We start from the raw sequence: 11763 nt of genomic DNA, 5'->3' as shown, positions 1-11763 counted from the left end.
TTACCTTAATTTAAGGTCTGCTCTATGACTACTATAGTAAATAAACGCCCACCTTTGAGAGCAGCGATGCTCTCAATAAGTTTGTCATCCTCACTACTACTAGCACTAGGACTGACTACCCTTACCTCCGCACAAGCGGCTATCTCGCTCAATGAAAACGCGAAGATCAGTCCAGTAACAACTGCTAACTACTGCAACGATAACGCTGATAATAATGAGCCAGCGTCTCGCTATACCACCTTCCAAAGTCCTCGCCAGCGCGCAATCGCTTGTATGCAGTTACAGCTAAAAGAGTATCAGCTCGCTAGCATGAACGCCGAGCAGCAGTACTTTGCTTATAAGGCGCAGGCTTGGCTCAATTATGCCAATCACGAAGACAGTGTTAATAGTACGACTGCCGCTGGTGACTACGCTTTTAATGATGCACAAATGATTTTACAGGCTTTACAAGAGGGCCAAGAATATAAGCTAGATTTGATGACTGATATTCCTGAGACCTCAGCACTGATGCGCCCTGATCTTTGGGCCAATATTAGCGCCCTCAAAGATAGCGGCGGTATCGCTAGTGCGCCGCGCGAGCTTGCTTTTAGTGAGGTCAGTTTAGTGTGGGCTGCCGCAGACCACTGCGAGCATGGGTTTCGTAGCTCAGGCTCTCACTTTCGTATGGCGGATCGCTGGCTTGAGCAAGCGCGCGAAGCCTTTGTCAACGCCAATGACTCAGCCGCTAGTCTAGCGATGCAAGAGCTGGCAGTCAGCTATTATGAGCAGTACAAATCCTTAGATCCAAGCGATGATGTTTGCCGCGGACAAGTGCTGACTCCAGCTATGCCCGCCCCTATCTCGCTCTCCATAACTGATGCCGCTACCGCCGATCGAATTAACATAGCAAGTACCATCCCTAGTACCGAACCTATGGTCAGCTACTAAGTGACTGATTAGTCAGCTAATTGTTTAGTTCGCAGTCAAGTGCATCCCTTCTTACTCTATACTTCAAGCCCACTTAACTTGCTTTCAGTGGGCTTAACTATAGTCAGTCTTTAGCTCTACCCTTGAGCACTTCTGCTGCGAACTAACAGTATCCGTTTCACTGTCAGTATTCGCTCTCTTATCAGCCTCAATACTTAGTTGATACTGAATGTGAGCTAGGTCATCTTCGACTGTCTCATAGTCGATCTGTACCGCAAAGAACAGCTTGGCTAAAAACTCCTGCGCTGTAAAACGCCCATCAATATAACTGCCATCCAGCCCTAAATAGGGGTTCGACAATACGTGCCGCAAGCGCTCGCAGGCAGGTAGAGTATGCTTGGACGGATAACCGAGCATGCGGGTGATGTGTTGTGGACGCAGCTTAAGCTGATGTATTTGCTGAATGATTTGCAAAGCTAGCAGATGACGCGGCTGGTAGTCGCGAGTATATACAGAAGAGCAGCTATACTGGGTAGCTGCCAAGTGAGAGCTGGTGGGCATGGTGTACTCCTGCAACTCCGACAATAAATAATAAGGATTGTCATTATATGTTTTGACAAACAAATTAGGCACAGATGAGAGTGTCGGAGTACCAGCTCATGCGCTTTACCAGTATTATTTTATATCGTGCTGGAAGTTGCAAGATTGGTCACAATATTCATTATAAAAATAACATGACCAATCAATTAAACCCACGATAGATTTATTAAGAATAATAGCACACCATTAATGAGTAGTTCAATGATAGCCGCGCTGACAATTAAATTGAATAAGAAAATAAAACCCAGTTCACTTCAGTTCAGCACACTTCAGCCCAGTAACTTATTGGCTATCGTTATTGATACTGTCTTTTTGACGAAGTTTTAGTAACAGTTTTTGTTGCCAAGGCAGTTGCTGATAGGCTTGCAGCTGCTGCGCAAGTTGCTTTTTTTGTCTTAATATTGCCGTGTTTTGAATGACATAAACGCTGCGGCTAATTCGATTGACAACCTGTCCTGCGCTGTTTTTTATTATCGCCTGAATCGTATGCTCTCCTGGGTTGAGGTCGATTGTAGCGATAGATGCGGTTATGCCTTGCGAGATCAAAGTATCATCTAGATAGATACTGATGCTATCACCGGCTTGCAGCGCTGGGCTCAGTTGTAAATTCACGGTGATAATTTGTCCTGGACGCTGATAAGCGCGCTCAGCCTTTGGCTCAATCATAGTCAACTGGTAATTGACGGCGGTTTGCAGGGTCGGTTTTGGTACTGCTGCCGGTTGACTGGTCTGCTTATTATTTACGCTAGTATCTGCACGGTTGCCGCTAGCAGCATTAACGCTACTGCTATTGCTAGTAGTGCTGCCAGTACTGATACCCGTTTGGCTGATCTGCTTGTCCGCTTGCTGCTCATACGACTGCGGACTATCGGTAAAGGTTACTTGCCCGGTACGCTCATCAACGACTTTATAAATAGGAGCCGCATGAGCCGCTAGCATAAAACTCCCAACCGTTGTTATAGTAAAAAACGTCAGCAGACTTATTGCTGATTGTTTTATCACAAATTTTTGTTTCAGTATGGTCGTCATAGTCGGTTAGCCTAGATAATAGTGATGGTTATTATTATGCTTTATTGTTTAGGCCATTACCGTAATTGCTTTGAAACGATGAAAAAACGATATAAATTTAAGACTCTCCAATATGTCTGAACAAAAAAACCAGCCAAGATTACCTTAGCTGGTTTTGCTTATCTTAATTGGTTGCGCTTATCAGCTAGCTACTAGCAGCTGTAGTACATGTCAAACTCAACAGGATGCACAGTTACGTTCAGACGTTGTACTTCTTCTTCTTTCAAAGCAATAAACGCTTCTAGCATGTCTTTAGTGAACACATCGCCTTTTAACAAAAACTCGTGGTCGTCTTTTAGCGCCTGTAGTGCAACATCTAGACTCTCTGCAACCGTTGGAATTTGTGCTTCTTCTTCTGGTGGCAAGTCATACAAGTTCTTGTCAGCCGCTTCACCTGGATGCATCTTGTTCTGGATACCATCAAGACCTGCCATCAATAGCGCAGCAAATGCTAAGTATGGGTTAGCTGTTGGATCTGGGAAACGCGCTTCGACGCGTACTGCTTTTGGACTGCTCACGTGCGGAATACGAATAGACGCTGAGCGGTTAGACGCTGAATAAGCAAGCTTGATAGGTGCTTCGTAATGCGGCACAAGGCGCTTATAGCTGTTCGTTGATGGGTTGGTAATTGCATTCAATGCACGAGCGTGCTTGATGATACCACCAACAAAGTACAATGCTGTCTCAGACAGACCAGCATACTCATCACCAGAGAAGGTGTTTACGCCGTCCTTTGAGATTGACATATGAACGTGCATACCTGAACCATTGTCACCAACGATTGGTTTTGGCATAAAGGTTGCTGTTTTACCAAACTGGTGCGCCACGTTATGGACAACATATTTCAACTGCTGAACTTCATCCGCTTTACGTACCATGGTGTTGAATGCAACACCAATCTCAGACTGGCAAGAAGCCACTTCATGATGATGAACTTCTACGCGGCCTTCACCAACGATTTCTTCGATGCGTTCACACATCACAGAACGCATATCATGCGAGCTATCGATTGGTGGGACTGGGAAATAGCCGCCTTTGACGCGTGGACGATGCGCCATGTTGCCCCACTCGTACGTCTCATTGGTTGACCAAGCCGCTTCTTCAGCAGTGATCTTGTGGCTCACGCCAGACATATCGACTGACCATTTTACATCGTCAAATACAAAGAACTCAGGCTCAGGACCGAAGTAAGCGGTGTCACCAATACCAGTCGACTTTAAGTACTCTTCAGCGCGGCGTGCGATAGAGCGTGGATCGCGATCATAGCCTTGTAGTGTTGATGGCTCGATGATATCGCAGGTCACGACGACTGTAACGGCATCAAAAAACGGATCAACAAAAGCGGTCTCTGGATCAGGGCGCAAGATCATATCTGACGCTTCGATACCTTTCCAGCCTGCGATGGATGAGCCGTCGAACATTTTGCCATCTTCCATCACCTCTTCGTCAACGCTATGCGCTGGAAAGCTGATGTGCTGCTCTTTACCGCGAGTATCGGTAAAGCGAAAATCCACCCATTTCGCATTTGAGGATTCGATAAGATCTAATAATTTATTCGACATGAATAGTCTCCGTTGGGGTTGTCAGGATTTGGTGATTACCATCTACTATCGTTTTTAGCATTCAAATTTGTTTCTAAAAAGTCGTTACCTATACCGCGATACTTATTTGACAAGCTACTATAACAAACTTTGCTATATCCTAAACTGCTTTATGTATAAATATACTAAGGCACTATTTTAACAATATCTAGGGCGTGTTGAACATTCACAAATGCGCACTGCTGATAGCTAAAATAGTTCTAGTCTAAGTGAAAATTGCAGGTAATGCTTATTGCATTGGTTAGATTTTCACAACGACTAGGGCGATTTTAGCATCAGCCCTAACTACAACAATAGGGACAGGACTATTTTTTGCCGCTTTATTGATAAAAATAGACGCTTAGAACGACTAAACTTACCATTTTTATCTGCAAATCGCCTAAAAAATAGTCTCTGTCAGTGCCATGGTCGAATGTTCAACACGCCCTAATCGATGCTGCTCAACTGTTATAAGATAATGCAAACAGCTGACTATGACAATAATTGTGCAACTGCTGTGCCAATATATACGTTAAATCATAATAAACAGGCATTTTGCCAGTGGATACGCCCTAAAACAAGCTAATTTATCATATTAAGAGGACAGCTTTCGCTTTTATCATTGTTCACCTTGTTTAAAAAAGCCTCTTTACAACGCAAAAACGCACTATAAAAGTGCTTTCTTGAATTTAGATGCCAAAACAGTGCAACTAATTAGTGATACAACTAATTAATAGTGCAGCTGACTATCTTCAATCTATACTATCTCTCCACGATAGCTATTTTTAAATAGACAAAGCGCATTGGCACCATTACTAGCCGATGCGCTTACGAGTTAATACCCTAGAAATTTGCTCGCGCAAAAAATAGTGGTAAGATAGCAAAGCGAAACACCAGCCGCAAACCGTCCATTTAATATGAGTAAACGCTAATGATTCTAATGATCGACAATTACGACAGCTTTACGTACAACATTGTACAGTACTTCGGTGAACTACAGCAGGACATCACCGTCTGGCGTAACGATCAAGCCACAATCGAGCAGGTCAAAATGCTGGCCCCTAAGCTTATTGTCATCGGTCCTGGCCCTTGCGATCCCGATCGTGCTGGTATCTCATTGGAGCTGATTGATACCTTTAAAGGTGTGATTCCGATATTAGGTATCTGCTTGGGTCATCAAGCTATCGGCCAAGCTTTTGGCGGTCAAGTCGTCAAAGCCGGCGCAGTCATGCATGGCCGCGTGTCCTCGGTTTATCATAACCACCAAGGCGTGTTTAAGGATTTAGCAAACCCGACTGATTTTACTCGTTATCACTCATTAGTTGTAGACAAAGCGAACCTGCCCGATTGCCTAGAGGTCACCGCTTGGACCCAAAACACTGATGGTAGCATTGAGGAGATTATGGGCGTGCGTCATAAACAATTCGCCATTGAAGGAGTGCAGTTTCACCCAGAATCAATCTTAAGTACAGCAGGCTACCAGCTGCTAAATAACTTTTTGCAAACTCATAATCTAGCAGTTTTAGACGCAGATGAGTTACCGCAAGTGGGTTAATAGCTGTCAATACGGATAGCTTGCTATTACATCCAATGATAATAAACAAAACACATAATAATAAGTGAGGTATCATGAGCGCCGAAAATACGACTGACTCCCTAACCCAAAGCACGCCAGAGCAGATTACCGAACTCTCAGAAGAGCAAGTGCACAAGTTGCTGACCTCGGCTTTAGATCGGATATTACAGCGGATTGATCTGACCTTTGATGAGATGCGCGAGGTGATGCTTATCATCATGCAAGGCAGATGTAGCGATGCTTTGATGGGTGCTATCTTGACTGGTCTACGAATGAAAGGCGAATCTATCGACGAGATTACCGCTGCTGCGAGCGCCATGCGTAATTTAGCGGCGAACATCGAGCCTAAAGGTTGCGATTATTTAGTCGACATCGTTGGTACTGGCGGTGATGGTGCAAATTTATTTAACGTCTCCACCGCCTCTGCCTTAGTCGCCGCTGCTGCAGGCGCACAAGTTGCCAAACACGGCAACCGCGGAGTTTCAACCAAATCTGGCAGCTCAGACTTATTAGAGCAAGCCGGTATCAGCTTAGCGCTAGACCCTGCCCAAGCGCTTAAGTGTATCGAAGATGAAGGGATTGGCTTTTTATTCGCTCCCAATCATCATAGCGCCATGCGTTACGCCAATCCGGTGCGCCGCGCCTTAAAAGCACGGACTATCTTTAATATTTTGGGGCCTTTAACTAACCCTGCTGGCGTGCCTAATCTGGTTATTGGTGTTTTTACCGCTCAGCTGTGTGAGCCGCTGGCTAAGGTTATGAAAAACTTAGGCGCCGAGCACGTGATGGTCGTCGGTGCCAAAGACGGTTTAGATGAAATTAGTCTTGCCACCTCCACTACCGTCGCTGAGCTCAAAGATGGCGAGATCACGGTCTATGAGATGATGCCAGAAGATGCTGGAGTGGAATCACAAACGCTTATCGGCCTCGATGTCGACTCTCCTGAGCAAAGTCTTGAGCTTATCAAAGCGGCTTTATCTGGTGAAGAAACTCATGACCGCTCTGTTATAAAAGCGCGTGATATGATCGCCCTCAATGCCGGCGCCGCTATCTATACCGCAGGGCTCGCGAGCAACTATCCAAATGGCGTCAGCCGCGCGCAGAAGGTGATCCAAAACGGCAGTGCTTTAACTAAGCTTAATTCCTTAGCCGCTTACACTCAGCAGCTCGCCGCGCAAGCTTAATTGTCATTTAGCTCCTACTCAATCGCTCTTATCTATCGTTTTAATTATTATCCCTAATTATGGATATCACCATGACTGCAAGTACCACAACCGATAGCAACATTCCCTCAGTGTTACAGCGCATTGTCGCCACCAAACAGCTAGAGGTAGCTGCCGCCAAAAAACAGCGCTCACTAGCACAGCTACAAGCCAAAGCTGAAAAGGACACGCAGCCTCGCCGCGGCTTTGCCAATGCTTTACGCGCAGCCGACATCGGGATTATCGCTGAGATCAAACGAGCCTCGCCTTCTAAAGGGATTATCAATCATAATTTCTCGCCCGCTTTATTTGCCCAGCAATACGAGCAGGCCGGCGCTAGTTGTCTATCCGTCCTGACCGATCGTGACTATTTTCAAGGCGATGATCAGTACTTATTGCAAGCTTATAATGCGGCAAGTCTGCCGGTATTACGCAAAGACTTTATGATTGATATCTATCAAATCTATGAGTCGTACTTGCTGGGCGCGGATTGTATCTTATTGATTATGGCTTGTCTTGACGATGCGCAAGCTGGTCAGCTACACGCGCTAAGCCTTGAGCTGGGTATGGATGTGCTGATAGAAGTTCATACGAGTGATGAGCTTGAGCGCGCGCTACAACTGCCACGCTCCAAGCACAATATCTATGGTATTAATAACCGCGATCTAAATACTTTTGAGGTGGACCTACAAAACACCCTAAAGCTTAAAGATAGTCTGATTAAAACCTTAGCTGACGATGATTCGGCTATAGAGCCCCTTATCGTTACTGAGAGCGGTATTCATAGCAACAATGATATCGAGCTGATGCTAGCGCAAGGTATTCAGCACTTCTTAATCGGTGAGCAGTTTATGAAAACCGATCATCCAGGACAAGCGTTACAATCCTTACTTGCGAGCGTCAATACACAAGCGTAAAGTACACCTACTTATAGCGCTGTGAGAGCACTGCAGCTTAAAAGCTTCCTTATTTATTTTATCAACAAAACAGACTTATACTTATTATGGCAAACTCTCTATTTTCAAAAGAAATGCAAGATCAGCTCAAAGAGCTCAAAGGACAACTCAGTAAAGGCCGTGATACCAATAGCCCTGAAGGCGAAAATCAAAAGCCCACTGAGCCTGTCGCTTTGCCAACGCAAAAGCAAGTCAAAAAGACCGTTAAACAAATGGACAGCGAGCATGTCGACGATGATAAAGTGCTGTTTATGCAAGCGATGCATGGTGTTCAGCAACTAGAAGACAAAAATGTACGCTCACCAGTCAAAGCGAATAAAGCCGGCAAACCTGACGCGGCGACCTTGTCGAAACGTGCTGCTGCGCAAGGCAACGAAGACGGTGATCTAAGTACTGGCCTATCAGATATGCAAGCGCTATTGAACCCAGTTGCGAGCGAAGCTTATCTCTCTTATAAGCAGCCAACGCTACAAAACAAAGTCTTCACTCAGCTTAAGCAAGGTAAGCTTCGTTGGTATGACGCGGTAGATATCCACGGCTGCACCATCGAAGAGGCGCGCGAAGCCATGACTCAGTTACTGGTGCAAGCTAAGCGAAATAACGAAACCATGGTAAAAATTGTCCATGGTAAAGGCTCTGAGGCTATCTTAAAGACTTGCGTTAATGGTTGGTTACGTCAGCTTCCAGAAGTGCTAGCGTTTTGTTCGGCGCCGCCAAAAGATGGCGGTAACGGTGCGGTTTTAGTACTACTAAAGAAACCTAAAGCAGATAGTGAATAAAGTATAAGTATGTTAATAGAGGACTGCCTAACGCGGTCCTTTTTTGTGACTGGTTTATGGATAATTTACAGCTCGTTTATAATTAGGAGCGCCCATTATGAGCATGACTACCCTTGATAGCTCAGCTGAGCTAAAAACACATATTCAAGCGCTTATCGAATTAGAACCCAGGTTTGCGCCTGTTTATGAACAAGTCGGTGTGCCAAGTTTACGGCGTAATGAAGGCGGGTTTGCAGCCTTACTACGAGCGATAGTCGGGCAACAATTATCTGTGGCAGCGGCTAGTAGTATTTGGCAAAGGTTGGTGGATGCAAACCTAATAACGCCAAAGACGCTTATACAAGCCGATGATGAGGACTTAAGAGCGCAAGGACTCTCCAGACAAAAAATCCGCTATGTGCGCTCTTTGGTAGATCATGATATTGACTATCAGGCACTCACAACAATGAGTGATGGCGAGGTCATTGCCACTTTGACTGCAGTTACCGGTATAGGGCGCTGGACCGCTGAGATGTATTTACTCTTCTCTTTGGGCCGCGCTGATATCTTGGCTGTCGATGACTTAGCGATTCGAGTCGCTGCCATGGCACTGCTAGAGTTGCCCGAGCGCCCTACTCCAAAACAGCTCAAAGTAGCAACGCAATCTTGGTCGCCTTATCTTAGCGCCGCAAGCTTATTGCTGTGGGCATACTATGGCGGGCTAAAAGATAAAGAAGCGATGCCGGTATAAGTGCCGGTAACGTAGCTATAATCTCTTATTTCATCGCCGTTTTGTGCATAAGTAATGAGAGTTAATGCTTGTTCCAAGGCTGATTCCAGATAGAGATATTGAAGCTTTTTTTAGTGCGCTCAAAGTGGCGTTTGGCCAGTCTCAGTGTGGTAATTTGCTTAGACTTATTGGGATTACTGACTTTATCTTTGGCCAGCTTTGCTGCTTTTTTCTCTTTTGTCGCCCTCTTGCGACTATCTGTTTTGCTATCCATCTGACTACTATCAGAGCTATCTGCCTGAGCCGATGTCTCGGCAAACTGCGCATCGCTATCCTTCTGAGCAATTACAGCTTGCCTGCTTACTTCGTCCGCTGAGCCATTGTCAGTAGTGTCAGTTTGCTCATCAGAGATAGCATCAGCAGTCTTAGGCTCTGAATGGCTATCGAAATCACCTTGATTGACAAGTAACTGCTGCGTGGGTAGTGCGTGCTCCACTTTGTAGTCTTTGACTTTGCTCAATACATCGACTAATAAGGTATCTTGCTTGCCATAAAACTCAATCGTATCGAAGGCATTGATATAAGCTCGTAGCTGGATAACATAACAGTCTTGACGCAGCTCCAAGATATTAGCCTGATTCCATTCTTTGTTGGTCAGTTCATGCTCTTTGAGTAGCGTATCTAAATCGTTGACCATCTCAAAGATCTCATTGATATCGGCACTGCGTTTAATATATAAATTATGCAAAAACTGGAACATATCACGCGAGGTAAAGTTTTCAATTTGCATGGAAGAAAAGTCGCCATTAGGTACAGTGACAATCGTTCGGGTTAAAGTACGCACGCGAGAAGAGCGAATACCGATATCGATAACAGTCCCCTCATAAGTACCAAACTTACAATAGTCGCCTATGCGTACCGGCGAGTCCGCGACCACCACGACACTACCGACCAAGTTTTCAATAGTCTTTTGCGCACCAAGTGCTAAAGCTAGACCACCGACACCTAGAGCAGCAATACCCGTAGTCAGATCAAAGCCCAAATTACCAAAGATGACAATTACGGCAAAGATAAGCAGCAGCGCTTTGGTTAACTTACGCATCAGACCTAGAATAGAGACGCGCTCAATGTAGTTCTTTTTATAGCTTAGATTGACGGCGCGAGTAAATATCACATCTACCATACGTAGCAGCAGCCAAGTCACCGCGACCCAAGAAGCAATATCCGTGAAGCGATTGATTGGCTCACGCAGCGTCACAGACACTCCCGAGTAGACCATGACCTCAGAGAGTATCAATGCCATGATGACGACTGAAAGCGGCAGAATAATTTTATCTGGTAGCGGTAAAGGCTGACCGCGCACTCGAGGATAAGCGATACGCAAAAAGTGGTAGCAGAGCCATACTGCGATATAAGTGACTAAAAAGCTACCCAAAGCTAGCATGATAGCAGCCACCAAATCTGCCAACTGATAGCCGAATAACTTTTCGTCCTCTAAGCTCTCCATGGTATAGCGAGAGATGAGCGTCGGTTCCGTGTTTTCAATCACATCTGGCACTAAGCTTAGCGTACCGCTAGAGAACTGCCAGTACTGCTTACCATTTTCAGCGACGACTCGCTCTAGTATGAGCGAGACATTCTTATCGTTGATATTGATGTTACCGACTTTTTCTTGATTGGACGGCAGCTGATCGGCAAGGTTGCCCTCTGGCGTATTATTGATTTGCAAATCAGGCTGAAAACGCCCTCCTGCATCTAAAGCCTGCTTAAACTGGCGAACGATAGGCGTTGGGTTATCTGATTTGGACAAATTCAGATAATTACTCGCCAGTAAATAATCATTATCGCTCAAAGCATTGATAAAGCTTTGTACCGTTTGTCTAGGGGTATCGCGCCCAAAAGAATCTGGTATTGGGGCACGAGCGCTACCCTCACTATCCTCACTAGCATTATTACTGCCGACGCCCAAAGCATTTGGCTCTGCTGCGAATGCAGGCGCCGATGGTACTCCTAACAGTGTCGCTAGCAGTAGCGTAATCATCGTGAAGATCTTGAGTGACAGTGTCGGTGCTGTGACTGACTCTTTGTGACGCGCGATAGACAAAACGGACCTCATCATTTAGTTATTGGGCTCGGTAAGCTGATTTTGAGTGAGTATAAACTTGAGTGGGTATAAAGTAGTTAAAACACTACAGCATGAAACCCTTGCTATGATAACAATTATTTATTACTGAAGTATTTATGTTTACCTTTTTTTAGGCACATTACTTTGTCAGCTACAAACACCTCGATTCAGTTAATAAAAAAACTCGCCTGCCAGTTCGTGGCCAGACTTATCTTAGTTCATTTGCTTACTTATCAAAATGAGCAGCACTCAGCTTATACTG

General features: G+C 45.2%; 10 protein-coding genes. 6 read left to right on the top strand and 4 right to left on the bottom strand.

Features of this window, described 5'->3' with window-relative positions; genetic code table 11:
* Positions 1-24 precede the first annotated feature (24 nt).
* Positions 25-927 (top strand): hypothetical protein, encoded by a 903-nt coding sequence (locus W234_RS0109495; protein WP_025646626.1) that lies wholly within the window; start codon positions 25-27, stop codon positions 925-927.
* 93 nt (positions 928-1020) lie between these two features.
* On the opposite strand, the gene W234_RS13910 is transcribed toward W234_RS0109495, so the two are convergent.
* From W234_RS13910 to glnA, 3 genes are all read right to left on the bottom strand, one after another.
* A complete protein-coding gene (locus W234_RS13910) occupies positions 1021-1467 on the bottom strand; it encodes a hypothetical protein (RefSeq protein WP_025646625.1) in 447 nt (148 codons plus the stop codon).
* A gap of 321 nt (positions 1468-1788) precedes the next feature.
* The gene (locus tag W234_RS0109485; RefSeq protein WP_198013351.1) at positions 1789-2445 is read right to left on the bottom strand and encodes a DUF4124 domain-containing protein; all 657 of its coding nucleotides are present in this window, start codon (positions 2443-2445) and stop codon (positions 1789-1791) included.
* Between the two features lie 281 nt (positions 2446-2726).
* Positions 2727-4136 (bottom strand): type I glutamate--ammonia ligase, encoded by a 1410-nt coding sequence (gene glnA / locus W234_RS0109480; RefSeq protein WP_025646623.1) that lies wholly within the window; start codon positions 4134-4136, stop codon positions 2727-2729.
* Between the two features lie 949 nt (positions 4137-5085).
* Between glnA and W234_RS0109475 the strand changes: the two genes are divergently transcribed.
* The 5 genes from W234_RS0109475 to W234_RS0109455 all read left to right on the top strand — a co-directional run bounded on the left by W234_RS0109475 (position 5086) and on the right by W234_RS0109455 (position 9397).
* A complete protein-coding gene (locus tag W234_RS0109475) occupies positions 5086-5709 on the top strand; it encodes an anthranilate synthase component II (protein ID WP_025646622.1) in 624 nt (207 codons plus the stop codon).
* A gap of 74 nt (positions 5710-5783) precedes the next feature.
* Positions 5784-6914, top strand: coding sequence for an anthranilate phosphoribosyltransferase (gene trpD / locus W234_RS0109470; protein WP_037059512.1), 1131 nt, complete (start codon positions 5784-5786; stop codon positions 6912-6914).
* 71 nt (positions 6915-6985) lie between these two features.
* Entirely contained in the window at positions 6986-7849 is an 864-nt protein-coding gene (trpC, locus tag W234_RS0109465) for an indole-3-glycerol phosphate synthase TrpC (RefSeq protein WP_025646620.1), read from the top strand.
* Positions 7850-7935: 86 nt separating this feature from the next.
* The gene (locus W234_RS0109460) at positions 7936-8667 is read left to right on the top strand and encodes a Smr/MutS family protein (RefSeq protein WP_025646619.1); all 732 of its coding nucleotides are present in this window, start codon (positions 7936-7938) and stop codon (positions 8665-8667) included.
* Positions 8668-8764: 97 nt separating this feature from the next.
* Entirely contained in the window at positions 8765-9397 is a 633-nt protein-coding gene (locus W234_RS0109455) for a DNA-3-methyladenine glycosylase family protein (RefSeq protein WP_025646618.1), read from the top strand.
* Between the two features lie 61 nt (positions 9398-9458).
* Here the strand turns inward: W234_RS0109455 and W234_RS0109450 are convergent, their stop codons facing one another.
* Positions 9459-11480, bottom strand: a complete 2022-nt coding sequence (locus tag W234_RS0109450; protein WP_227501939.1) for a mechanosensitive ion channel family protein — start codon at positions 11478-11480, stop codon at positions 9459-9461.
* Positions 11481-11763 lie beyond the last annotated feature (283 nt).

It is taken from the genome of Psychrobacter sp. TB15 (assembly GCF_000511655.1).
GTDB lineage: Bacteria > Pseudomonadota > Gammaproteobacteria > Pseudomonadales > Moraxellaceae > Psychrobacter > Psychrobacter submarinus.
The sequence above is the reverse complement of the archived record's forward strand: the minus strand, read 5'-3'. Positions and strand labels throughout refer to the sequence as shown.

Bases quoted from the DNA above. Each gene is read 5' to 3' on its own strand.
- W234_RS0109495 (WP_025646626.1), top strand. From the start codon at position 25: ATGACTACTATAGTAAATAAACGCCCACCTTTGAGAGCAGCGATGCTC.
- W234_RS13910 (WP_025646625.1), bottom strand. From the start codon at position 1,467: ATGCCCACCAGCTCTCACTTGGCAGCTACCCAGTATAGCTGCTCTTCT.
- W234_RS0109485 (WP_198013351.1), bottom strand. From the start codon at position 2,445: ATGCTAGCGGCTCATGCGGCTCCTATTTATAAAGTCGTTGATGAGCGT.
- glnA (WP_025646623.1), bottom strand. From the start codon at position 4,136: ATGTCGAATAAATTATTAGATCTTATCGAATCCTCAAATGCGAAATGG.
- W234_RS0109475 (WP_025646622.1), top strand. From the start codon at position 5,086: ATGATTCTAATGATCGACAATTACGACAGCTTTACGTACAACATTGTA.
- trpD (WP_037059512.1), top strand. From the start codon at position 5,784: ATGAGCGCCGAAAATACGACTGACTCCCTAACCCAAAGCACGCCAGAG.
- trpC (WP_025646620.1), top strand. From the start codon at position 6,986: ATGACTGCAAGTACCACAACCGATAGCAACATTCCCTCAGTGTTACAG.
- W234_RS0109460 (WP_025646619.1), top strand. From the start codon at position 7,936: ATGGCAAACTCTCTATTTTCAAAAGAAATGCAAGATCAGCTCAAAGAG.
- W234_RS0109455 (WP_025646618.1), top strand. From the start codon at position 8,765: ATGAGCATGACTACCCTTGATAGCTCAGCTGAGCTAAAAACACATATT.